Origin of the sequence: Arthrobacter sp. NtRootA1 (genome assembly GCF_019976975.1) — a bacterium.
GTDB lineage: Bacteria > Actinomycetota > Actinomycetes > Actinomycetales > Micrococcaceae > Arthrobacter > Arthrobacter aromaticivorans.
On the sequence record NZ_AP024630.1, the window covers coordinates 79,892 to 101,682 of the forward strand.

Sequence of the window (21,791 nt, forward strand, 5' to 3'; positions counted from 1 at the left end):
GTCGCAACCGCGGGGCGCAAGCGGCGTCCCGCTTCGTGGCTGCTGCGACTAGGCTGGATGATGACCTGAATCGATGGGAAGGAACCGCCATGAGCGACTTCGAAACCGTGCCTGTGGGCGATATTCCGGCTGATGCCAGCATCCTGGACGTTCGTGAGGACTATGAATGGGTTGCCGGACACGCTGAGGGCGCACGGCATATCCCTATGGACCAGCTGCCGGCCCGCCTGGATGAACTGGATCCCGATGACGATCTCTTCGTCATCTGCCGAACCGGTGGCCGTTCCTTCCGCGTAGTCCAGTGGCTCGTGGGCCAGGGCTACTCAGCGGTGAATGTAGCCGGCGGGATGGACATGTGGTTCGAAGCCGGCCGGCCAATGGTCTCGGACAACGGTCTCAAACCAGTGGTGCTTTAACATTCGGCACGCCCGTCCCGCGCATATAACCAGCAAGGAATATTCAATGTCAGCACTCACCTACACGTTCCTGGGGCCGGAGGGAACGTTCACTGAGACCGCCCTCATGCAGGTCCCCGGCGCCGCTGATGCCTCCCGCATTCCTTGCACCAACGTGAACACGGCGCTCGAGCGGGTGCGCAACGGTGAGGCCGACGCCGCCATGGTTCCCATCGAAAACTCGGTGGAGGGTGGCGTGACTGCCACCCTGGATGCCATTGCCACCGGCCCGGAACTCCGGATCATCCGCGAGGCCCTCGTTCCTATTACGTTCGTCCTCGTGGCGAGACCCGGCGTCGTGGTTTCTGACATAAAGCGCATCTCCACCCACGGCCACGCGTGGGCCCAATGCCGCCTCTGGGTGGAGGAAAACATTCCGAACGCGGATTATGTCCCCGGTTCCTCTACCGCTGCATCGGCCATGGGCCTCCTGGAAGGAGATGCCCACTACGACGCCGCCATTTGCGCACCGCTAATTGCGGGGGAGCAGCCTGGACTCAACGTTCTGGCCGAAAACATCGGCGACAACCCGGACGCAGTCACCCGCTTTATCCTGGTGAGCCGGCCGGGTACTTTGCCCGAACGCACGGGTGCGGACAAGACCACGGTTGTTGTCCCGCTGCCGGAAGACCACCCCGGTGCACTCATGGAAATCCTGGACCAGTTCGCTTCGCGAGGGGTCAACCTGAGCCGGATCGAATCACGCCCCACCGGCCAGTACCTTGGCCACTATTTCTTCAGCATCGATGCCGACGGCCATGCGTCGGATTCCCGTGTTGCTGATGCCTTGGCGGGTCTTCACAGAATCAGCCCGGCAACCCGTTTCCTGGGCTCGTACGCGCGCGCCGATAAGCAAGCTGCGGTGGTTGCCCCTCACACTTCTGACGCCGCCTTTGCCTCTGCTCATGCGTGGGTCCAGTCGATTCTTAAGGGCTAGGCTGCGCTGTTGCCGGCACTAAATTATTGAACCTTCAACCCCTTTCGCGTTGCTGCAAGTGTGCGTATGCTTGCCTGATCCATAAACGATGGATGAATGCCAAAAAGAAGGGAGCGGTCATGTCTGTCCACCGAGATGACAAAGACGGCCAGGGCATGATCGTCAATCCCAAGCCCTCCGGCGAGAACAAGGACGACTGGGACGGCGACGAAGCTGACCGCGCGGATCGACTCCGTTTTGAAGAAGAACAAGCGATGATCCGTGAGCAGGCCGAGGCCCGGGCTGCAGCGAAGGCGGCGGCCGAAGCAGCCGCAGCGAATGCGGCGCAACCGGAGAAGGGCGCAGTCTAGAGGGTTTGAGCCTTCGGTACCCGCACCAATAGTGAACCCGGCTGGACCTGAACGGTGACCTCCGTGGCCTCGCCCGCGGGGTCGCCGTCGAGTTGCGTCGCCATGGGTTCCTGGCTGCGAATGGTGACCTTGCCGGAGCGATAGAAATTCATCACCGGCAAATTCCGCTTGTGCTTGAACAGGATCTTCGCATACATGGCGATCCATCCGAGGGCGCTGCGGGGGCTCATGACGACGATATCCAGCATGCCGTCGTCGATCATGGCTTCCGGGATGAAATCAATACCTCCCGGAATCAGGCCACAGTTGGCGAAAAGCACGCTGCGGATTTTCCGGGCCTGTTCCGGCTGGTCATCCATGGTGATGGTGACGCGCTTGCGGCGGCCGGGGAGATGCCGGACTCCCGCCTCTGTGTAGGCCAGCCAACCCACGCTCTTCTTCAGGTCTTCCTTGGTATCGCCCAAAACCTCGGCGTCCAGGCCCATTCCGGCGATCACAAGGAACGTATGGGTGGACGATTCTCCGGTAATGCCGTTGTCTATGGCCATGCTGGCGGTGTCAATAAAGCGCTGATGCCCAAAGAGGGCGATCTGGATGCAGTCGGCGATGTCGTTGACGTCCAGATCGACATTGCGGGCCAGGAGGTTGCCGGTGCCCAGCGGAATGAGGCCCATCGCCACGCCCTTATGCGCCAGCGACTCAGCCACCACACGCACTGTACCGTCGCCACCGCACGCAAGAACGACGTCGGCCCCGTACTCCAGCGCTTGGCGGGACTGCCCGTACCCGGGATCCTCAACAGTGGTTTCAAAGAATTTCGGGCTGTCCCAACCGGCGAGGTCGCAGGCGTCGATGATCGCTTGCCGGGCCTCGAGAGACTTGTTTTTCACCGGGTTGAGGATGACCGCAACCTTCTGGTGCCCTGGCTCCGGCTTGTGGGTGTCCTCCCGGACCGCGCTCCTGACGTGACGGGCTCTCAATCGGCGCACACCCCACCAACTGGAGACGGCAAACGCCACGCCCCCAGCGAGAATCACGTACAGGATCCAGTCGCTCATGGTGCTCCAACACTATCGTCCCGGGTAGTGCTGATTTCACGATGTTCTCTCGGCGCTTGCGCGCTGCAGCGTCCGCACGGGAAATCAGCGGCCCATTCGATACTCTTGTGTGGTGATCGACGTAAAAGACCTCAGCGAAAATCCGGACAAGTTCCGTGCCAGCCAGCGCGCCCGTGGCGCCGACGAGTCTGTTGTGGACGCGATCATCTCCGCAGACTCCGATCGCCGCGCCGCGCTGATCCGCCATGAGACCCTCCGCGCCGAGCAGAACGCCTTCGGCAAGAAGGTTGCCCAGGCAAAGGGCGAGGAAAAGCAGGCCCTGCTGGCCGAGGTCAAGGAACTGGCCAACTCGGTGAAGGCCGCTTCCGCCGAAGCCGCTGCTGCCCAAGCCAAGCAGGAAGAGCTGCTCCGCACCATCCCCAACCTGATCGTGGATGGCGTTCCCGAGGGCGGCGAGGACGATTACGTTGTGGTCAAGACGGTGGGCACGCCGCGCGAATTCACGGATTTCGAGCCGAAGGACCACCTGGAAATCGGCGAACTTATCGGCGCGATCGACATGGAACGCGGCGCCAAGGTCTCGGGCGCGCGCTTCTACTTCCTCCGCGGCGTTGGCGCCCGACTGGAAATGGCGCTCCTGCAGATGGCCATGGACCAGGCCATCGAGGCAGGCTTCGTCCCGATGATTACGCCCACTTTGGTGCGCCCGGAGACCATGCAGGGCACGGGCTTTGACGTAAAGCACGACGCCGAGATCTACCGTCTCGCTGAAGACGACCTTTACCTTGTGGGAACCTCGGAGGTGGCCCTCGCGGGCTACCACGCAGACGAGATCCTGGACCTCTCCGCCGGCCCCATCCGCTACGCCGGCCAGAGCTCCTGTTACCGTCGCGAGGCCGGTTCGCACGGCAAGGACACCCGGGGCATCATCCGTGTGCACCAGTTCAACAAAGTGGAGATGTTCATTTACACCACGGTTGAAGAAGCAGCGGCAGAGCACGAACGCCTGCTTGCCTGGGAAGAGGAAATGCTGGCCAAGTGCGAGCTTCCGTACCGCGTGATCGACACAGCTGCGGGCGACCTAGGCATGTCCGCGGCACGCAAGTTCGATTGCGAAGCCTGGGTTCCTACCCAGAACGCCTACCGCGAGCTCACGTCCACCTCCAACTGCACCACGTTCCAGGCCCGCCGCCTGAACATCCGCGAACGCGTGATCAACGAGGAAGGCGTTGCCAAGGGTACCCGCGCTGTGGCAACCCTGAATGGCACCCTTGCCACCACCCGCTGGATCGTTGCGCTGTTGGAGCACCACCAGAACCCGGACGGCTCGGTCAACGTTCCCAAGGCGCTGCAGAAGTACATTGGTGGGCTTGAGGTTCTGCCGGTCCTGTAGTTCTCTCCGCGGATCCCGCCCTTGTTCGTTTCACCCGCCCTTGTAGGTCGGGAGCAGCGAACAAGAGCGGGATTTTTGCTGCCACTTGTCCTCCACAGGTCCCGTTGTCCACATAGGGGTTTTCCGGTCCAGAGGCAGGGAATCGTTGCAGGCACAGTGGAGCGATGAACATACCCCCTGGCCTCATTGAGACGCCTGCACTGCTGCGAACGGGAATCACCACGGACTCCATCCATCGGAAATTCCGCGCCGGCGAATTGGTGCGGGTCCGGCGAGGCTACTACGTGGAGACGTCCCGCTGGCTCGAAGCCAAACCCTGGGACCGCTTCGCGTGGTCGTTGGCCGCAGCATCCCGGGCTGTACCTGGCTTGATACTGTGCCGTGAAACTGCGGCTTTCGCGATGGGAATACCCGTTCTGCGTACGCCGACCCATGTGGAATGTATAACGGCAGCTTCCAGCAGATCGGGTCGCGGCCGGCCCACCCTGTCTGTCCTTGGGCAGAGCCCGGCGGCGCGGAAGATCCGCCAAGAGGGTGGGTTTCCTCTGCGATTTCACCTGGGCAAAGAGCGAAATCCTGACATGGTGGGAGGGTATGCGTGCACTGCCCTGGTGCAAACTGTCTTGGACGTAGCATTTACGTCACGCCTTAGTCAGTCCCTCGTGGTGGCCGACGGAGCTGCGCGGGAAATGTGGAAACAGGGCAGGCTGGACCTTCATGGAAGCCTCATGGATGTGGACGGCATCGCGATCGCAGTGCGTGGGAATCAGAACGCGAGTGCCCGTCGTCGTGCGGAAGTTGCCTTGTCCTTGGCCACGCCGTTATCCGAGTCAGCCGGTGAGTCTTACAGCCGGGCGGCCTTCCATTACCTCGGCTTCCAACAGCCCGAGCTTCAACACCGCTTCACTGATGCCAACGGATTCATTGGCAGGGCTGACTTTTGGTGGCCTCCGTCCAGTGGGCGAAGGGGTGTAGTGGGTGAGTTTGACGGCAAGGGGAAGTACCTTGACGCCGAGCTCAGAAACGGCGCAACCCCTGAAGAGGTCCTTTACAAAGAGAAGCTGAGGGAGGACCGGATTCGCGCCCTCGGATTCGGTTTCGTGCGTTGGGGTTGGCCTCATGTGGAGAATCCGGAGAGGCTCCGCCGAAAATTGCTGCAAGGGGGCCTGTCTCCGGCTCGAGATGCTGGACGGATTCCCTGGAACCTGCCCAGGCCAGGATGAGCCCCATCTTGTTCGCAACGCCCAACCTTGTAGGCAGGGACCCGCGAACAAGGGCGGGATCTGGCAGCGGGGGCCGCGCGGAGTGTTCACGCGGCGTTAATCCGGTGCTGTGTCCCCGGTCCTAGTGCGGTGTCAGAGGTGTCTGCTCTACTGGAACCATGACTATTTTGACTGACACTCCAGTTGCTGGCATCGATGACCAGCCAAATAACAACAACAAACTCATGATCGCATTGGACGTTGACGGCACGCTCGTGGACCACGACGGCCACATGTCTCCAGAGGTTAGGGCGGCTGCGCAGGAGGTAGTCGCGAGCGGACACGACGTCATGATCGCCACCGGCCGGTCGCTGAATGCAACGCTCCCCATCATTGAGCAAATCGGCTTGGAACGTGGCTACGCGGTGTGCTGCAATGGCGGCGTTACTCTCCGGCTGGATCCGGGCCTCAACGCAGGCTACGAAATCATCCACAAGGCAACGTTCGATCCCGCTCCCGCGCTGAAGGCCCTGCGCGAACGCCTCCCCAACGCCAAGTACGCGCTGGAGGATGAAGACGGGAACTTCCTCTCCACGGAGCGCTTCCAGGATGCCAGCTTTGGCGTCGAGGCAATCGGCGTGGACTTCCAGACCATGTTGGAGGCCACGGCCGTACGCGTGGTGGTCTTCAGCAGTGACAACACCTCGGACGACTTCAACCACGCCATCCGTCACATCGGCCTTTCCGGCGTGACGTACTCGGTGGGTTGGACTGCATGGCTGGACATTGCAGCGGAGGGCGTGACGAAGGCCAGTGCGCTGGAGGCACTGCGCCAGAGGATCGGCACGGAACAGGTCAACACGGTGGCAGTGGGCGATGGCCGCAACGACATCGAGATGCTGACATGGGCCGGCAGGGGAGTGGCCATGGGCCAGGCTCCCGAAGAAGTGATCGCCGTTGCGGACGAGGTCACTGCGTCAGTATTCGACGACGGCGCCGCCCTGGTACTGCGCAGCCTCCTGTAACAGCCGCACGGCTAAGCCCGGAGGCGGGGCGCGTTAGTCCACCCGGCCCCGCCAAGCACCCGTTTCCTGGCCGCGGTCCTCGATGAATTCCTTGAATTTCTCCAGGTCCGCGGCCACCTGCATCTCGTCGGCGGAAAGCGCGGCGCCTGCCTTCTCCACGAATCCTTCGGGCTCCCATTCCAGTGTCACGTTGACGCCGCAGTGCTGGGGTCCGAGGTTGTCGAAGCGGACTGTGCCGGCGTTACGTGGTGCGTCGATGCTCTCCCACGCAATGACGGAATCCGGAACTTGTTGGGTGATGCGGGCATCATATTCGCGCCGGACTCCGCCCACCTTGGTTGAGAAGTGCAGCGTTGAATCGTTGATCTGGCGGACGTTCTCCACGCCGCTCATGAACTCGGGGAACTTCTCGAACTGGGTCCACTGGTTGTAGGCGACCGAAACTGGTACCTCTACCTCGATGGCTTTCGTGACGGTTTGCATGAGAGACACCTCGATTTGGATTGTTGTGGGCTAGGTGGGGGGTTAAGTGAAATGGGATTGAACCGGGCCGCCGCCGGCTGAGTCGACGATTGCCTGTGCAACGTCCCGGAGCTTGACGTTCCGGTTGCTGGAGGCTTTTTTGATGAGCTCAACGGCTTCAGCTTGGCTGCATCTGTTTTGGGCGATGATGATGCCTGTGGCGACGTCGATGACCGTCCGGGATGCCATGGCCGCACGAAGGTTGGCGGCGGTTTGGCTGTGCTGCGCAATCAGCACTGCCAGTTGCAGGCCCTTGGATGCCTGCTGGACATAATCAGTGGCGCGTTGAACGGCGGCCTGGTCGAAGCCGTTGGGGCGTTCGGAGTAGAGGTTCAAGCCTGCCCGGGCGGTGTCATCCGTAAGCGGGAAAGGAACGGCGAGCACAGAATGAACACCATTCGCCAGGGCGAGGTCGTTGTACTCCGGCCAAGTGTTGTCTTTTTCGAAGTTCGGAATATGCACCAGTGTGCCGTGCCTGCAGCAATGGATACACGGGCCGTCGGCGAATTGGTACTGGAGTTCGTCGAGCATCTGCGCCCGTTCGCTGCTGCTTGCCACTGTGGCTGCGGCCCGATGCCGAAGCAGAGTGATACCGCAAAATACTTCGTTGTCAGGTTTGGTGAACAGCGCCGCTGAGTGGCGCGCCAGCTCGCCGAGGAAGGCCTCCACATCGGGTGTATCCAGAAGCAGATCCTGGATTTCCGCAGCTACAAGATGCGGTTCGGTGAGTTGTTGGTTTTCCACGTGGATCTCCGATCCCTGGATGAGGCTACTCTTCGAGCGTAGTCCTGAATACCCGTTGAAAGCTAATAGTAAGTGTGCTTCTCTTTTTAAGGAGTCTTGCCGTGGGCTCACCCACCCCAGCAGGTCTAAGGATTGAAGCCACATGCGACAAACCCGACCACACGACGTCCAAACCCGGCCTTCTGCGCCGGAGAGTACCATCCGTCAAAGCTTCCAAGACGGCTTGGTTTTGGACCATCTCAATCTCGCGAAATCCATTGCCGCCCGGTATTCCGCCCACACGCACGACCTCGACGACGTCCGGCAGGTTGCGTACATGGGCTTGATCAAGGCGGCACGAGGATTTGACGAAAGTAAAGGCGTCAGCTTCCCCGCCTACGCCGCTCCGACCATCGCTGGCGAGGTCAAGAGGTATCTCCGCGATCACTGCTGGGTTGTGCGCCCACCGAGGCCCATCCAGGATGTGCGGCGCCAAGTGCTCGCCAGGACGGAGGAACTGACGCAAAGCCTGCAGAGGACTCCGACCCCCGAGGAAGTGGCGGCGGACCTTCGCCTGGAACCTTGCCAAGTCAGGGAAGCCTTGATGGCCGGCACCAGCAAACGGCCGGATTCCCTGGATGCTCCCGCTGCGGAAGGCCGCGACGGACTCCAAGGAAGCCTTTCCGCTTTCGGATGTCCGACCGACCGGCTGGAGGACGTGCTCGCCCTGCGCAATGCGATCCGGGGCCTGAGCCCTGAGGACAGGCACCTCCTCTATCGCCGCTACTACCGAGAGGAAACGCAGTCCACCATCGCGGAGGCACTGGGCATGTCCCAAATGCAGGTCTCGCGGCGGCTTTCCAAGATCCTGGTGTCCCTGCAGACACAGTTGCTGGATGAGGAAGCGCACCTCCAGGACGGAACGGCGGCTCAGTAGGCAAACAACAGCCGAAACCACCAAGTGCCCAGGACTCAGCAGCCCAACCCGTCCACCGCATCCAACACATCACGGACGGTCACGGCAAGGAGCGCGGGATCGGGATCGGCGGCGAAAACGTCACCGCGGCGAAGTTCGACGGCGGTAAGCACCACATGCGGTCCAGGCGGCGGACCCCATTCTTCAGCAGGAGCGGGGCCGAACAGGACCACGGAGGGCCGGGCGTAGGCGGACGCCAGGTGGGCCGCGCCGGTGTCCGCGGAAACGACGAGCCGAGCATCTGCAATGGTCGCTGCAAACTCTGCGAGGCCCTGCCGCCCGGCCAGCACGCCGCCGTCGAGGTTTGCTCCTTTGAGGTTTGCCAAGGCGGCAGTCTCCACTGCCCGCCCGCGCTCGGACGTGCCCCCGGTCAGCACGACGTCGTGCCCTGCCCGGGAGAGCTCGACCGCCACTTCGGCGAATCGCTCAATGGGCCAGAGCCTGCTGCCATATGCCGCACCTACATGGATGACCGTGGAGCCTGGACGGGGTGGGGGAACGCTTGGCCTGTTGAGCCGATAATCCAGGGGATCGGCGTCGATGCCGTGCCAGTTGAGGAGTCGTGTCCAGCGCTCGCGCTCAGGAATGCCGGTGATCCATTCGGGCCCGTCCAACCCCGGCGCTTGGTACGCGAGCACCCGCCTTGCGCCAAGTTCGTCGATGCGTTGGCGGCTTTCGGGTCCGTTCCCGTGCAGGTTCACGGCGATGTCCACGGCGCCCGAGGGAATGTCCAGTGGATCATCAAGGCCCGGCGTGGGCAGGTGGTCGATGCCGCCCACCAGTTCCAAGGCCTCGGCAATCCAGGCTGGTGCCGCATACAGAATGCGGTGCTCGGGAAATGCCCGGCGCAGGCCGCGAAGCGCCGGAACGGCAACAAGGAGGTCCCCTAGTTTCAAGGCGCGCAAGGCAAGCAGCAGGGGTTGTCCGTTCATTTCGACGATGTCCATGGTGGCCTCCCGCTAGGAGTCTAGCGGCCAACGCGGACGCCAACGCCGCAGGGAAACTTCTCGTCGTCACGCTGTTTAGTGTCGGGAGAACTGGGGAACGTTGCGGATATGGGAGGAACTGGAACGTTGAAAGCGGTCCTGTTTGACCGCGATGGAACGCTCGTCGTTGACGTGCCCTATAACGGCGACCCGCAACTGGTGCGGCCCATGGATAGCGCCCGTTCGGCCCTGGACCTGGTACGCCGGGCGGGACTGGCAACAGGGGTGCTGAGCAACCAGTCCGGCGTTGCCCGTGGCTTGCTGACCTTGAATCAAGTCCACGCCGTGAACCAGCGCGTGGATGAGCTTCTGGGCCCGTTCGATGTGTGGGAAATCTGCCCGCACGGCCCGGCCGATGGCTGTGACTGCCGTAAGCCTGCGCCGGGAATGATTCTCGCAGCCTGCAGCACACTGGGGCTGCAGCCGTTCCAGGTGGCCTTTGTTGGGGACATCGGTACCGACGTGGAAGCAGCGACGGCGGCCGGCTCGCAGTCGATACTGGTGCCCACTCACGTGACGCGGACCGAGGAAATTGAGGCGGCAGAAATGGTTGCGGAGAACCTGCTGGCCGCCGTCGAGCTGTTGCTTGATACCGGTGCACGAGGGGCATCCGGGAAACCCGACGCCAGGCAGGACCCACCTGTATGAGCCGCGTCCTGGTAGCCCGACTGGACAGCATGGGCGATGTCCTCCTCGCTGGACCGGCATTGCGTGCCGTGGCGAACGGAAGCAGGCCGGACGGCAGCCGGCCCAACGACGTCGTCCTCCTGTGCGGCCCCGAAGGCGCCGGGGCTGCGGAAATGCTCCCCGGAGTGACCCAGGTCCACACGTGGCCGTGCCCATGGATCGTCAATCCGGCGCCGGACGTGACGGCTGAGCTGACCGCTGGCCTGATCGAGTTCGTCCGCAGCTCCAGGATTGAGGAAGCCGTGATCCTCACGTCCTTCCACCAGTCCCCGCTTCCGTTGGCACTGTTGCTGCGGCTGGCAGGCGTCAAGCGCATCACCGGCGCCTCCACTGACTTCGCCGGCTCCCTCCTGGACGTCCGGCTGAAACCCGGGGAAGACTTTCCCGAAGACCAGCCTGAAGTGGTGCGGGCCCTGGGGATTGCGCAGGCAGCAGGCTTCCAGCTTCCCCGGGGCGACGATGGCAAGCTCCACATCAACCCGCTGGACGAACCCGGGGAGCTGGTGGACGAACTCACCCAAAAAGGCCCGTACATCGTGGTCCACCCGGGCTCAGCGGCTCCCGCGAGGGCGTGGCCGGCACTCCACCACGCAGCCACCGTGGAACTCCTTGAAGCGTATGGACACCAGGTGGTGGTCACGGGAGGGCCGGGCGAAACATCGCTGACGGCAACCGTGGCAGGACCTTCGGCACACAATCTCGGCGGCACAACGGACTTGCGGACCCTGGCAGCGGTACTCGCGGGCGCCGCCGTCGTGGTCACCGGCAACACTGGGCCCGCCCACCTGGCCGCAGCGGTCGGAACGCCGGTGGTGTGCCTGTTTTCCCCTGTGGTTCCTGCCATCCGCTGGGCGCCCTACGGCGTTCCGATGGAATTGCTCGGCGACCAGGAAGCAGCATGCAGGAATACGCGGGCACGCATCTGCCCGGTACCGGGCCACCCGTGCCTTAGCTCAGTCACCCCGGAACAAGTCCTTGAGGCGGTGGAACGGCTGTTGGGGGGAGTCTCCTCCCTCAGCACCCGAAGGAAGGTGTGGAAACCATGAGGATCCTGGTGTGGCATATCCACGGAGGATGGATGGAGGCCTTCGTCAGGGGCCAGCACGAGTACCTCCTTCCGGTAGAGCCCGACGGCGGTCCGTGGGGTTTGGGGCGAGGTGGCAGGGAGTGGCCGGTCGCCGCGCAGGAGATTGACCTGGACACCCTCGATCCGGACAGCGTGGACGTGGTGGTCCTGCAACGTCCGGAGGAGATCGCCGCCGTTGCCCGGAAGCTGGGTCGAAGGCCCGGCGTGGACCTGCCCGCCGTCTACCTTGAACACAACACGCCTAAAGGCGACGTCCCGTTCACTCTCCATCCGCTGGCCGATCAGCACACTATCCCCGTGGTTCATGTGACGTACTTCAACCAGCTCTTCTGGGACACCGGATCCACGCCAACAGTTGTGATCGAGCACGGCATCCCCGATCCGGGCCGACTTTATACCGGTGAACGCGAAGAGATGGGGGTGGTGGTCAATGAACCCGTGCGCCGCGGCCGGGTGACGGGCACGGACCTCCTCCCTGGCTTCGCCGGGGTAGGGCCTTTGAGGGCGTTCGGAATGGGGACGGAAGCCTTGCCGGAAGCGCTGAACCTGAAGGGGTTCGGCCTGAGCGAGGAGCGTCTGCGGATTTCCGGGGACGTACCCGCGCCCAGGCTGCACCAAGAACTCGCCCGCTGCCGGCTCTACCTGCACCCGTTGCGTTGGACATCCCTCGGGTTGGCCTTGCTCGAAGCCATGCACCTGGGAATGCCCGTCCTGGCACTGGCGACCACGGAGGCGTCCCGCGCTATTCCGCCGGAAGCCGGCCTTGTCTCAAACAATGTTGACCAGCTCCAACGGTTCGCCCGGCAGCTGCTGGACGATCCCGACGACGCCTATGCGATGGGGATGGTGGCCCGGTCTGCAGCCTTGGAACGCTACGGGCTCGCAAGATTTCACCAGGACTGGGACGAACTCCTGGCCGATCTCCCAACATCACGCCCCTCGACTGCCAATAGCCGTCTTCCCGAAAAGCAGATCCCTGAAACGCAGGTCCCTGAAACGCAGGTCCCGAATAAACAGCTCCCCAACACGGAACGCCGCCCGCAACCAGGTTCGGAGTCCGTCAGCCATGACACAGAGAGGACGCACCCATGAAAATCTCCATGGTTTCCGAACACGCCAGTCCATTGGCCGCCTTGGGAGGTGTGGACGCCGGGGGGCAAAACGTCCACGTGGCCGCCCTTTCATCGAGCCTTGCCAGCCGCGGCCACCAAGTCACCGTGTACACGCGGCGGGATGACCCGGATCTTCCTGCAAAGGTGCAGGTTGCGCCGGGACTCTCCGTAGTACATGTTGACGCTGGCCCGGCCTGCCATATCCCCAAGGACGAGCTGCTTCCTTTCATGGGTGAGCTCGCAGACGGCATCTGCCGGGACTGGGCGGACTCGGTCCCGGACGTTGTCCACGCGCATTTCTGGATGTCCGGGCTGGCGGCGATCCAAGCTTCCAGACGGGCCGGTGCCGCCGAGCACGTAGCCGTGGTCCAGACCTTCCACGCACTGGGTTCGGTCAAGCGCAGGCACCAAGGTTCAGCGGACACCAGCCCACCGGCACGTGCATGGCTGGAACCGTGGGTAGGGCGCACAGCGGACTGGGTGATCGCCACCTGCCCTGACGAGGTTTTTGAGCTCAAAGCGCTGGGCATTGGCCGGTCAAGAATTTCCATCGCACCATGCGGGGTGGATCTCAACCTATTCCCGGGCACTGGAGAGCCAGAGAGTAAGGCCCGCACGCACCGCATCCTGAGTGTGGGCCGCCTGGTTCCAAGGAAGGGCGTGGATCTGGTGATCCAGGCACTGCCCCTCCTGGCTGAGGCCGGTTTCGACGACGTCGAGCTCCTCATAGTCGGAGGCTCCGGCGACGCCCTGAACCTCGAAGAGGATCCGGAAGCCCAGAGACTTCGCGCCTTGACCAAGGAACTTGGCGTGGAGGACAAGGTCACCATGCGCGGACAGGTTCCGCGTGACGCAATGCCCGGAATTTTCCGCAGTGCCGACGCCGTGGTCTGCGCACCGTGGTACGAACCGTTCGGCATCGTTCCCCTTGAAGCCATGGCGTGCGGAGTGCCCGTAGTGGCCGCGGCCGTCGGGGGACTCCGGGAGACCGTCGTCAACCAGAAAACCGGGCTGCACGTACCGCCGCGGGACCCGGAAGCAATCGCCGACGCCGTGGCGCGGCTCCTCGGCGACCCCGCCTTGCGTGCCGAAATGGGCCGGGCCGGAAGCCGCCGCGCCCGCTCACGCTACTCCTGGGACCGCATCGCCGCAGATACCGAGAAAGCGTACCGGTCCGTCTTGGCCGCCGGGCTGTCCCGGCAAGCCGGAGAAGGCCTGGCGGAACCACTGGAAGGAACAGCACTGTGACTACAGAATCGACAGTTCCCAAGAGAATCGCGCCAAACACCCGGCCCGTCCCGGATACTGTGCCCACTGGCTGGAGCGGATCCAGAAGGCCAACAAACATCCGTGAACCACAGATTGCATCAGAGGTCACCGCACACCTGGACAACGTTCTGCCTGCGCTCGAGTCCTTGCGCTCGCAGGCCCCCCGCCTGTCGGAGTGGGGAACGGAACTCGCCCACCGGCTCTTGTCCGGCCAACGGCTGCTGGCCGCCGGCAATGGGGGATCGGCTGCCGAAGCCCAGCATCTCACCGCCGAACTCGTTGGCCGGTTCGATGCTGAACGCGCCCCCTTTTCCGCGATCTCCCTGCACGCCGAGACTTCCGCCCTCACGGCACTGTCAAACGACTACGGCTACGAGGAAGTCTTCGCCCGCCAGGTCAGGGCACACGGCCGGGCAGGGGACGTCCTCATCCTTCTCTCCACGAGCGGACGCAGCCCCAACCTTCTCAACGCTGTCAGGGCTGCAAGGGAACGCGGCGTCACAACGTGGGCGCTGACGGGCGCGGGTCCCAACCCGCTGGCCGACGCCTGCGATCAAGCCATCACAGTGGACGCCATCGCAGCCAACGCCCAGGAAGGCCACCTCATTGCCGTCCACGCTGTGTGCCGGGCCTTCGATGCGGAGGTCGCGAGGAGGACGGGGCCTCGCCTGGCCGGGGACGGAGCCCAGCCATGAAAGTGACAGTTGTAGGTGACGTCCTCCTGGACGTGGACATCAACGGCACCGCCACACGGCTCAGCCCCGACGCACCCGTGCCCGTAGTGGACGTTGCCCATATCCGGCGTCGGGCAGGTGGGGCCGGTCTCGTGGCTACACTGCTTGCGCGCGACGGTCACGACGTCGCCCTGGTCACCGCGGTGTCGGACGACGACGGCGCCAGCCACCTCAGGCGCGCCCTGGCCGGTGTCGCCATACTCGCCGGAGCCCCGCTCGCCCCAACGCCCACCAAGACCCGCGTGCGCATTGGGACCCACCCCGTGGTCCGGTTCGACGAAGGATGCGCACCTGCCCCATCCCCGTCGTGCACCGAAGAGATGCTCGCAGCCATTGCCTCCGCGGAAGCGGTGATCGTGGCCGACTACGGCCGCGGAATCACGGCGAACCCCGACATCCGCACTGCGCTCGCCGACGCTGCCCGCCACGTCCCGGTGGTGTGGGATCCGCACCCTGCCGGTTCGGAGCCGGTGCCGGGTGTCGCCGTCGTGACGCCCAACTTCGCAGAGGCCCGGGCCGCTGCGAAGGTGGGCGGGCAGGATCAGTCCAAGACTGCTGCGGAGGACGCAGGAAAACATTTGCTGGATCGCTGGCGCAGCAATGCCGTCCTGGTCACGACCGGCGAAGATGGTGCGGTTTTAGTGGAACGTGGGGGACCGGGCAAGATCATCCACGCTCCCAAAACAACCGTGGACGATCCTTGCGGTGCCGGAGACCGCTTGGCTGGGAGCCTTGCCGTGTATTTGGGTCTGGGGCTCGCGCTGCCGGGTGCCGCGGCCAGAGCTGTTGAGGATGCCTCTGCATTCCTCGCGAAGGGCGGAGCCTCCTCCCTGGTCATGGATACAAGGACCCCGGACGCTGCAGGGAACAGCCAGCCGGTCAGGGCAAAGGCGAGTCCCGTCGTCGAGCTTTTTGGCCGCTTTCAGGGCCTGGAACCCGGAATCCAACTCGCGCGGACAGTCCGCGCGAGTGGTGGGACCGTCGTGGCGACCGGCGGCTGCTTCGACCTCCTCCATGCCGGCCACGCAAGGACGTTGGCTGCGGCCCGCAGCATGGGTGATTGCCTCATTGTTTGCTTGAATTCCGATGATTCTGTGCGGCGGCTCAAGGGCCCGCACCGGCCGATCGTCAGCATGGAGGACAGGGCAGAGCTCTTGCTCGCGTTGACCTGTGTTGATGCCGTGGTGGTCTTCGACGAGGACACCCCCGAAGCCTGCCTGAACCAGCTCCGGCCCGATATTTGGGTCAAGGGCGGAGATTACGAACCCCACGAATTGCCGGAAGCCAGCCTCGTGGCTGTATGGGGAGGGCGTTGCGTTACGGTGCCCTTCCATCCGGCCCGCTCCACCAGCGGCCTGGCTGAAGCACTGGCCAAAGTCAGCTGACCGTAGCTGCCATCAAAGAATCGACCACCGAAAGGAATCGCATGAACACGCAAACTCCCGGCCGCGTCATCGTCACTGGAGGCGGCTCCGGCCTCGGCGCTGCAATCGTCGATGCCATCCGCGATGCCGGAGGCACTCCCTTCGTCTTCGACCGCAATATCAGCAACGTGTCCGGCGCTAAAGCCCTTGAAGTCGACGTTTCCAACCGTGAATCAGTTGAAGCCGCCGTGAAAGAGGCGGCCGAAAGCCTCGGCGGCCTGGATGGGGTGGTGACGGCCGCGGGCATCGACCGCTGTGGCAAACTGGCCGACGTTCCCGCAGCCGAGTGGGAAAAGGTGATTGGAGTGAATCTCCTGGGCACCGTTTCCGTGGTCCGTGCGGCGTTGCCGTACTTGAAGGAATCCCGGGGCCGGGCCATCACCATCGCCTCAACCCTCGGTTTGCGGGCACTGCCGGACGCTACGGCGTACTGCGCCTCCAAGTTCGGCGTCATCGGATTCAGCCGGGCATTGGCCGCCGAAACCGGGGGAGTCATTGGTGTCACCACCATCATTCCGGGAGGCATGAAGACACATTTCTTTGATGACCGCGACGAACAATACAAGCCGCAGGACGACTCCAAACTCAACGATCCTGCGAACGTGGCGCAAGCCGTGGTGTTCGCGTTGTCGCAGCCGTTTGGTAGCGAGGTCCGTGAGCTCCTTATTTGCCCCGCAGAAGAAGGCTCGTGGCCATAAGGTCATGCACGTCCTGAACAACCTCGGCCACGGCGATGCCCCTGATCAGGGTGTCGTCGTGGCCGCAGTGCTGTGCTGACCAGCCCACTTGCGTAACATCGGCCCCACACACCGGGCACTCGGTCACCCACGACATGTGGATCCGGTGCAGGCTCCGGCCTCGGGGCCCCGCGTTGAAGACGTTGCCTACCCAGAAGATCCCCACGGTTGGAGTTCCAAGGGCTTGCGCCAAATGTCGGGGACCGCTGTCGCTGGCAAGCATTACGGTGGCCGCGTCCAAGAGCGCCGCGAGTTCACCAATCTCCAGTTCGCCGGCAACTGATCGCACGGCATTCTTGTGCCCGACGGGCAGTTGCCTTGCCACGAGTTCTGCCACTTCCTGGGCCAGCGCCTTTTCGGCGCGGTCACCCACCACCAACACCTGCGCGCCTTCCTGGGCGATGGTCGCCGCAGCTTCGGCAAAGTACGACGCCGGCCATCGCCGTCGCGGATCGGTGGCACCTGGGTGGACCACCAGGAGGGGACTCCGTTGGGGGTTGAGCAGGCTTTGCACGGCTTGTTGGTGTTCGGGCAGGGGCCGTAAGGGGGGAGAAATGATGGTTGGCGCGCCCGCCAGTCCCGCAACCTCAAGCCATCGATCAGGCTCGTTTTGGTAGTAGATGTAATCGAGATTCCGCTCCAAGGGCTCGGCGTCCTTGGTTCGTGTGCCCACGGTGTGCCGTGCTCCCAGCCGGAGCAGGAAAGGGTTGGAGTACCGGCCGCCGCCATGCATTTGCAGCGCGAGATCGAACCTGTGGGCGCGCATGGCGGAGAAGAATTCCTCTTGGGCAAGTCTGTCTTCGGTTTCGTCTACTTGATCGCCGTCCCCAGGGCCGGCGTCGCGGACGCCTTTGGCGAACGGGAGAATTTCGACGCCGTCAACGGGCCCATCCGTCCCGGCGGTCAACGCGGCGTGGATCGGCGTGCCGAGGAGCGTGATAGTTGCTTCAGGGTAGGCCACTTTCAGGGCATGCAGCGCGGGATATGTGTAGATCACATCGCCTAAACCGCCTCCCCGGAGGACCGCGATCCGTTCCACATTCGCGAACTTCTCCAGCACCGGGCCAACGCCAAAATTCGGTTGAACGACCATCTGGATGTCCCTTCGTCAAAGGTGCTGGAAAACTACCGGAGCCGGCGTGTGAACCGCGGGCTGTTGGGTACCTGAGGGGAGCAGGAACATGCCGCCTCTACCGGAAGGTACCCAATGGCACGCCTCTCCAATCAAGAAGGTTTGGCCGAATGGCTGCCGCGCCGCTTGGCCGAGGAACGGCCCGTTATGACAGTCGTCGGCGACGCCATCCTGGACGGTTGGTGGGATGGGCTGATTGAGCGCTTTTGCCGCGAAGCTCCCGCCCCAGTGGTCCAGGTCAAGCGCCGCGACTTCGCCCCTGGAGGAGCCGCCAATACTGCCATGAACCTGGCGGCCCTTGGGGCCGACGTCAGGTTTGTCTCGTTGGTCGGTAAGGATTCTGCCGGCCAGGAGCTCCTTGGGAGACTCGTGGCTGCCGGCATCGACATATCTGGCGTGGTGCAGCATCCCCGCATGATCACCACCACGAAGTTCCGGATAAGCAGCGCCGGCCAGGTGATGCTTCGCCTTGACGACGCAGCCACCGACGTTCCCCCGGCGGGCCTCCAGGAGTTGGCGGCCGCCATCCCGGGAGCGCTCGCGGGTTCCAACGCCGTGGTGGTGTGCGATTACGAGGCCGGCGCTTTGGAGGGGCCGGTCCGCGACGCCTTGATGGATGCCCTTGGACCCACCCGTAGTCCTCAGACTGGTTCTCACCCCGACTCCAGCCACAGGCAGGGCACCCTCTTGGTGGTCGATGCCCATCATCCTGCCCGGTGGGCCGAACTCAAGCCGGACCTTGCCACCCCGAACGCCCAGGAAGCTGCCGGGCTGCTCGGAACAGAGCTCCCCGGTGGCGCTGCACGTTGCCCCTTCGTTGAGGCCCACGCTGACCAGCTCCTTCGCGCCTCAGGTGCGGGCGCCGTCGTCGTGACTTTGGACCGTGACGGGACGCTGACGCTGCGTTCCAGCGATCCGGACGCAAGCGGAGACGATACGAACGGATCCCGCGCCACCCACCGAACCTGGGCCAGGCCTGAAGCCGAGAAGCAGGCCTCCGGTGCGGGCGATACGTTTGTTGCCGCGCTGACCTTGGCACGGGCGGCCGGGCTGCCCCTGACTACCAGCGTGGACCTAGCCCAGGCCGCGGCCGATGTTGTGGTCCACCGGCCCGGCACCTCCGTCTGCACCACCGAGGAACTTGCCCGGCACCTCGGAGGGTTCGCCGATACTGCGTTGACTGCCGATGAATTGGCCCGGCAGGTGGAGGCGCATCGCAGGGAGGGCCGGAGGATCGTGCTGACAAATGGGTGCTTCGATGTCCTGCACCGTGGCCATACCCGCTATCTGAACCAGGCCAAGCAACTCGGTGACGTCCTGGTGGTGGCCCTTAACAGCGATTCCTCAGTGCGGCAGCTGAAGGGACAAGACCGGCCTGTGAATCCAGAAGCGGACCGTGCTGCGGTGATCGCCGCGCTCAGCTGCGTGGACCACGTCACGGTGTTCGACACCCCGACTCCTATCCCGCTCATCGAGTTGCTGCAGCCCGATGTGTACGCCAAAGGCGGCGACTACACGCCGGAAATGCTGGCCGAGACCGCGGCTGTGGAGCACTATGGGGGCACGGTGACGATTTTGGATTACGTCCCCGAACACTCCACGACGGCGGTACTGGAGCGTATTCGCTCCACGGGAGAGAACCCGCATGCATGATCGGGCGTTGCAGGATGGGGAAGGGAGAGTTTCATGCGCATAGTCATCACGGGAGCCACGGGTAACGCAGGCACGGCATTGCTGAAACGGTTGCAGGCTGCGCGTTCTGAAGAGGGCGCGGATCTTGACCTCGTGGGAATAGCCCGACGCGAACCTGACAAGAACGCAGCCCCATACAACGCAGTGGAGTGGCACACGCTGGACGTCGGCGACTACAGGGACAGGGAAGCACTGGAGAACGCCTTCGCAGGTGCCGACGCCGTGGTGCATTTGGCCTGGCAGATCCAGCCAAATCACGATCGCGAACTTCTGCGCCGGACAAACGTGGCAGGAACGGCCCACGTACTTGGCGCGGCCAAGCATGCTGGCGTGAAGCACGTCGTCTGTGCTTCATCCGTTGGTGCCTATTCGCCGGCCCCCAAGGATCAACGGACCAAGGAAGGTTGGCCGGCAGGGGGCATCAAGCGTTCCCACTACAGCGTGGACAAGGCAGCCCAGGAGCGGCTTTTGGATGGCTTTGCCAAGGAAAATCCGGGCATCGTAGTGGCTCGGCTGCGCCCGGCACTGATCTTCAGCGCCGAGGCGGGCAGTGAAGTGGGTCGCTACTTCCTGGGGAGCGTTCTCCCGCGGCTCATTCCCCGTAAGCCATGGCTGCCCATCCTCCCCATCCCCAAGGAGCTGGTTTTTCAAGCCGTTCACGCCGACGACGTCGCCGACGCGTACTGGCGCGTGCTGGAACGTCGGGCAGAAGGCGCGTTCAACATCGCAGCGGAGCCCGTGCTGGACCCCAACGCCCTCGCCTGGATCCTCAACGCCCGGCGGCAGCTGCCCTTACCGCTTCCGGTGCTGCGCGCCGTCGTCGAGGTCAGTTGGCGCTTGCGGTTGCAGGTAACCGACGGCGGCTGGGTGGACATGGCCGCCGGCGCACCCATTATGGACACAAGCCGCGCCCACAGCCTCCTGGGCTGGATGCCCCACCGATCATCGTTGGAGGCGCTGACTGAAGTGCTGGACGGACTCGGTGCCGGTAAGGGGCGGAAAGCCTCACCGCCGTTGACGCCACGCTAATTTTGGCGTTGATGGCCTAATCCGCAGGGGATACAACCGTGATAATCCTGCGCAAACTCATGGCCACCGACGCCGCCGCGTTCACCGATGCCTGGCCGGCTGCAGCTTCCGTGACCGCGTCCCCAAGTTCCGAGACGCTGTCCTTCGCCTCCGCCAAACGGCTCTTCAGCTCCCCGGCATCCCCGTCCCGCCACTGATCAATCACCCGGGACACTGCCTCCAGCGCCTCGGACAGGTTGGCCAGGACGCTGTCCGGTATGACTGTTCCCGCATCCTCTTCCCAGATCACGCTTGCCAGGACGTCGGTGATGTCCTGGACATGGAAGGTCAGCCGTTCCACTATCCGCAGTCCAGCCAAATCACTGGGTAGCCGGCCAGCACGACGCCGGGACCTGGGGTTCGCTTTTGCGCTCAGTTCCGCTTCATGAACGGCAGTGCGCACGGCTGCCGCGGTTGCTGACAGTTCGCCGCTACGGCTTGCCCACGCTTCGTGGTTGGGCGGCCAGGATTCCTCCATCGCGCGCGCCATGTCCTTCAATTGTTGGGACAAAGCCCGTTGATGCCCGGCCAGGGCGGGGTCAATTCCTTCAAGATGCAACGGCGGAAAAACCAGCCAGTTCACAGCGAAGCCAACGGCAACGCCCATGGCCATCTGCAGGACGTAGGCAAAGGAAAAGCCCTCCGCATTGGAATCCCCGAGGACGAGTACAAACAAGGCCGCCATCGGAACCCATTCGGAGGCGCTGCCCAGCCGGGGGAGGCCGCCGACGATCACGCCCAATCCCACCACCACGGCGACTGCCAACGCCGTCGGCGCTGCCACCGTGGTCACCGCAAAAGCCATGCCTATACCCAGGGCCAGGCCCATGAGGCTCTGCAGGCCATGTCTTGCGGAGTCTGCCACCGTGGGATGCATGCTCACGAGTGCGCCGAGCGGTGCGTAGTAGGGGTAGGAAGCGGCAGGACCAGGCATGAAGGGCGCGAGATACCAGGCCAATCCTGCCGCCGCCGCAGTTTTGGCGGCGAACAGGAGTCGGTGACGCGTGACAGTTTTTCGAAGCGCGGGAATCAGCCGCCGCCGGGTGGGCTTGTGGCTCATGGGTCCAACGTAGACGGGTCCTGCTCCGCGTGTCGAGCTGGGATTTCGTTTCAATATGTGGCGATTGAATCCGCGGCAAGCGGGTACACACCCATTGATAGTAACGATACTTACTATCCCGGCTGCTGTCCGCAGCCTGCCAACTGTGGAAAGAGAGCGACA

The 21,791-nt window shown here is 63.7% G+C and carries 22 protein-coding genes; 16 read left to right on the forward strand and 6 right to left on the reverse strand.

Translation table 11 applies throughout. The annotated features are described in order from the left end of the window. The first annotated feature begins 89 nt into the window (after positions 1 to 89). The 3 genes from LDN90_RS00395 to LDN90_RS00405 all read left to right on the forward strand — a co-directional run bounded on the left by LDN90_RS00395 (position 90) and on the right by LDN90_RS00405 (position 1,742). Entirely contained in the window at positions 90 to 416 is a 327-nt protein-coding gene (locus tag LDN90_RS00395; RefSeq protein WP_216924267.1) for a rhodanese-like domain-containing protein, read from the forward strand. A 46-nt stretch (positions 417 to 462) separates the two neighbouring features. Next, positions 463 to 1,392, forward strand: coding sequence for a prephenate dehydratase (pheA, locus tag LDN90_RS00400; RefSeq protein ID WP_223947487.1), 930 nt, complete (start codon positions 463 to 465; stop codon positions 1,390 to 1,392). Between the two features lie 119 nt (positions 1,393 to 1,511). Beyond that, on the forward strand, positions 1,512 to 1,742 hold the full coding sequence (locus LDN90_RS00405) for a hypothetical protein (RefSeq protein ID WP_216924263.1): 231 nt from the start codon (positions 1,512 to 1,514) through the stop codon (positions 1,740 to 1,742). Here LDN90_RS00405 and LDN90_RS00410 read toward each other — a convergent pair. Beyond that, positions 1,739 to 2,800: a diacylglycerol kinase family protein gene (locus LDN90_RS00410; RefSeq protein WP_223947488.1), complete on the reverse strand. Its 1,062-nt coding sequence runs from the start codon at positions 2,798 to 2,800 to the stop codon at positions 1,739 to 1,741. The two genes, LDN90_RS00405 and LDN90_RS00410, sit on opposite strands and share 4 nt — an antisense overlap. A gap of 112 nt (positions 2,801 to 2,912) precedes the next feature. Between LDN90_RS00410 and serS the strand changes: the two genes are divergently transcribed. The 3 genes from serS to LDN90_RS00425 all read left to right on the forward strand — a co-directional run bounded on the left by serS (position 2,913) and on the right by LDN90_RS00425 (position 6,420). Beyond that, a complete protein-coding gene (gene serS, locus LDN90_RS00415) occupies positions 2,913 to 4,193 on the forward strand; it encodes a serine--tRNA ligase (RefSeq protein WP_223947489.1) in 1,281 nt (426 codons plus the stop codon). A gap of 611 nt (positions 4,194 to 4,804) precedes the next feature. Beyond that, a complete protein-coding gene (locus LDN90_RS00420; protein ID WP_223947490.1) occupies positions 4,805 to 5,416 on the forward strand; it encodes a hypothetical protein in 612 nt (203 codons plus the stop codon). Between the two features lie 158 nt (positions 5,417 to 5,574). After that, on the forward strand, positions 5,575 to 6,420 hold the full coding sequence (locus LDN90_RS00425; protein WP_223947491.1) for an HAD family hydrolase: 846 nt from the start codon (positions 5,575 to 5,577) through the stop codon (positions 6,418 to 6,420). A 33-nt stretch (positions 6,421 to 6,453) separates the two neighbouring features. On the opposite strand, the gene LDN90_RS00430 is transcribed toward LDN90_RS00425, so the two are convergent. Then, the gene (locus LDN90_RS00430) at positions 6,454 to 6,903 is read right to left on the reverse strand and encodes an SRPBCC family protein (protein WP_216924254.1); all 450 of its coding nucleotides are present in this window, start codon (positions 6,901 to 6,903) and stop codon (positions 6,454 to 6,456) included. A gap of 42 nt (positions 6,904 to 6,945) precedes the next feature. Further along, positions 6,946 to 7,686 (reverse strand): GAF and ANTAR domain-containing protein, encoded by a 741-nt coding sequence (locus tag LDN90_RS00435; protein ID WP_223947492.1) that lies wholly within the window; start codon positions 7,684 to 7,686, stop codon positions 6,946 to 6,948. 142 nt (positions 7,687 to 7,828) lie between these two features. Here LDN90_RS00435 and LDN90_RS00440 point away from each other — a divergent pair, with 142 nt between their 5' ends. Next, a complete protein-coding gene (locus LDN90_RS00440) occupies positions 7,829 to 8,602 on the forward strand; it encodes a sigma-70 family RNA polymerase sigma factor (RefSeq protein ID WP_223947493.1) in 774 nt (257 codons plus the stop codon). A gap of 35 nt (positions 8,603 to 8,637) precedes the next feature. On the opposite strand, the gene LDN90_RS00445 is transcribed toward LDN90_RS00440, so the two are convergent. Then, a complete protein-coding gene (locus LDN90_RS00445; RefSeq protein WP_223947494.1) occupies positions 8,638 to 9,588 on the reverse strand; it encodes a glycosyltransferase family 9 protein in 951 nt (316 codons plus the stop codon). Positions 9,589 to 9,696: 108 nt separating this feature from the next. Between LDN90_RS00445 and LDN90_RS00450 the strand changes: the two genes are divergently transcribed. The 7 genes from LDN90_RS00450 to LDN90_RS00480 all read left to right on the forward strand — a co-directional run bounded on the left by LDN90_RS00450 (position 9,697) and on the right by LDN90_RS00480 (position 16,638). After that, positions 9,697 to 10,275: an HAD-IIIA family hydrolase gene (locus LDN90_RS00450; protein ID WP_223947495.1), complete on the forward strand. Its 579-nt coding sequence runs from the start codon at positions 9,697 to 9,699 to the stop codon at positions 10,273 to 10,275. Then, positions 10,272 to 11,360 carry a glycosyltransferase family 9 protein gene (locus tag LDN90_RS00455; protein ID WP_223947496.1) on the forward strand — a complete coding sequence of 363 codons (1,089 nt, stop codon included), beginning with the start codon at positions 10,272 to 10,274 and terminating at the stop codon, positions 11,358 to 11,360. The genes LDN90_RS00450 and LDN90_RS00455 overlap by 4 nt, the downstream gene beginning before the upstream one ends. Beyond that, positions 11,357 to 12,493 carry a glycosyltransferase gene (locus tag LDN90_RS00460; protein ID WP_223947497.1) on the forward strand — a complete coding sequence of 379 codons (1,137 nt, stop codon included), beginning with the start codon at positions 11,357 to 11,359 and terminating at the stop codon, positions 12,491 to 12,493. The genes LDN90_RS00455 and LDN90_RS00460 overlap by 4 nt, the downstream gene beginning before the upstream one ends. After that, a complete protein-coding gene (locus LDN90_RS00465; protein WP_223947498.1) occupies positions 12,490 to 13,761 on the forward strand; it encodes a glycosyltransferase in 1,272 nt (423 codons plus the stop codon). Before LDN90_RS00460 ends, LDN90_RS00465 begins: the two co-directional genes overlap by 4 nt. Before the next feature lie 98 nt (positions 13,762 to 13,859). Beyond that, positions 13,860 to 14,477 (forward strand): SIS domain-containing protein, encoded by a 618-nt coding sequence (locus tag LDN90_RS00470; protein ID WP_223949376.1) that lies wholly within the window; start codon positions 13,860 to 13,862, stop codon positions 14,475 to 14,477. Beyond that, a complete protein-coding gene (locus tag LDN90_RS00475) occupies positions 14,474 to 15,901 on the forward strand; it encodes a PfkB family carbohydrate kinase (protein WP_223947499.1) in 1,428 nt (475 codons plus the stop codon). Before LDN90_RS00470 ends, LDN90_RS00475 begins: the two co-directional genes overlap by 4 nt. Before the next feature lie 41 nt (positions 15,902 to 15,942). Continuing rightward, positions 15,943 to 16,638 carry an SDR family oxidoreductase gene (locus LDN90_RS00480; RefSeq protein WP_223947500.1) on the forward strand — a complete coding sequence of 232 codons (696 nt, stop codon included), beginning with the start codon at positions 15,943 to 15,945 and terminating at the stop codon, positions 16,636 to 16,638. Here the strand turns inward: LDN90_RS00480 and LDN90_RS00485 are convergent. Then, positions 16,604 to 17,770 (reverse strand): glycosyltransferase family 9 protein, encoded by a 1,167-nt coding sequence (locus tag LDN90_RS00485; protein WP_223947501.1) that lies wholly within the window; start codon positions 17,768 to 17,770, stop codon positions 16,604 to 16,606. The genes LDN90_RS00480 and LDN90_RS00485 overlap by 35 nt on opposite strands. A 114-nt stretch (positions 17,771 to 17,884) precedes the next feature. On the opposite strand from LDN90_RS00485, the gene rfaE2 reads away from it, so the two are divergent. Both rfaE2 and LDN90_RS00495 read left to right on the forward strand, forming a co-directional pair. Next, positions 17,885 to 19,462, forward strand: a complete 1,578-nt coding sequence (gene rfaE2, locus LDN90_RS00490) for a D-glycero-beta-D-manno-heptose 1-phosphate adenylyltransferase (protein WP_223947502.1) — start codon at positions 17,885 to 17,887, stop codon at positions 19,460 to 19,462. 33 nt (positions 19,463 to 19,495) lie between these two features. Continuing rightward, positions 19,496 to 20,530 (forward strand): NAD-dependent epimerase/dehydratase family protein, encoded by a 1,035-nt coding sequence (locus tag LDN90_RS00495; protein ID WP_223947503.1) that lies wholly within the window; start codon positions 19,496 to 19,498, stop codon positions 20,528 to 20,530. 16 nt (positions 20,531 to 20,546) lie between these two features. Here LDN90_RS00495 and LDN90_RS00500 read toward each other — a convergent pair whose 3' ends face one another. Next, entirely contained in the window at positions 20,547 to 21,629 is a 1,083-nt protein-coding gene (locus LDN90_RS00500; protein ID WP_223947504.1) for an aromatic acid exporter family protein, read from the reverse strand. Between the last annotated feature and the right edge of the window lie 162 nt (positions 21,630 to 21,791).

What these genes read in the sequence shown, in the direction of transcription:
- LDN90_RS00395 (WP_216924267.1), top strand. Translation starts at nt 90, where the DNA reads ATGAGCGACTTCGAAACCGTGCCTGTGGGCGATATTCCGGCTGATGCC.
- pheA (WP_223947487.1), top strand. Translation starts at nt 463, where the DNA reads ATGTCAGCACTCACCTACACGTTCCTGGGGCCGGAGGGAACGTTCACT.
- LDN90_RS00405 (WP_216924263.1), top strand. Translation starts at nt 1,512, where the DNA reads ATGTCTGTCCACCGAGATGACAAAGACGGCCAGGGCATGATCGTCAAT.
- LDN90_RS00410 (WP_223947488.1), bottom strand. Translation starts at nt 2,800, where the DNA reads ATGAGCGACTGGATCCTGTACGTGATTCTCGCTGGGGGCGTGGCGTTT.
- LDN90_RS00425 (WP_223947491.1), top strand. Translation starts at nt 5,575, where the DNA reads ATGACTATTTTGACTGACACTCCAGTTGCTGGCATCGATGACCAGCCA.
- LDN90_RS00430 (WP_216924254.1), bottom strand. Translation starts at nt 6,903, where the DNA reads ATGCAAACCGTCACGAAAGCCATCGAGGTAGAGGTACCAGTTTCGGTC.
- LDN90_RS00440 (WP_223947493.1), top strand. Translation starts at nt 7,829, where the DNA reads ATGCGACAAACCCGACCACACGACGTCCAAACCCGGCCTTCTGCGCCG.
- LDN90_RS00445 (WP_223947494.1), bottom strand. Translation starts at nt 9,588, where the DNA reads ATGGACATCGTCGAAATGAACGGACAACCCCTGCTGCTTGCCTTGCGC.
- LDN90_RS00450 (WP_223947495.1), top strand. Translation starts at nt 9,697, where the DNA reads ATGGGAGGAACTGGAACGTTGAAAGCGGTCCTGTTTGACCGCGATGGA.
- LDN90_RS00455 (WP_223947496.1), top strand. Translation starts at nt 10,272, where the DNA reads ATGAGCCGCGTCCTGGTAGCCCGACTGGACAGCATGGGCGATGTCCTC.
- LDN90_RS00460 (WP_223947497.1), top strand. Translation starts at nt 11,357, where the DNA reads ATGAGGATCCTGGTGTGGCATATCCACGGAGGATGGATGGAGGCCTTC.
- LDN90_RS00465 (WP_223947498.1), top strand. Translation starts at nt 12,490, where the DNA reads ATGAAAATCTCCATGGTTTCCGAACACGCCAGTCCATTGGCCGCCTTG.
- LDN90_RS00475 (WP_223947499.1), top strand. Translation starts at nt 14,474, where the DNA reads ATGAAAGTGACAGTTGTAGGTGACGTCCTCCTGGACGTGGACATCAAC.
- LDN90_RS00480 (WP_223947500.1), top strand. Translation starts at nt 15,943, where the DNA reads ATGAACACGCAAACTCCCGGCCGCGTCATCGTCACTGGAGGCGGCTCC.
- LDN90_RS00485 (WP_223947501.1), bottom strand. Translation starts at nt 17,770, where the DNA reads ATGGTCGTTCAACCGAATTTTGGCGTTGGCCCGGTGCTGGAGAAGTTC.
- rfaE2 (WP_223947502.1), top strand. Translation starts at nt 17,885, where the DNA reads ATGGCACGCCTCTCCAATCAAGAAGGTTTGGCCGAATGGCTGCCGCGC.
- LDN90_RS00495 (WP_223947503.1), top strand. Translation starts at nt 19,496, where the DNA reads ATGCGCATAGTCATCACGGGAGCCACGGGTAACGCAGGCACGGCATTG.
- LDN90_RS00500 (WP_223947504.1), bottom strand. Translation starts at nt 21,629, where the DNA reads ATGAGCCACAAGCCCACCCGGCGGCGGCTGATTCCCGCGCTTCGAAAA.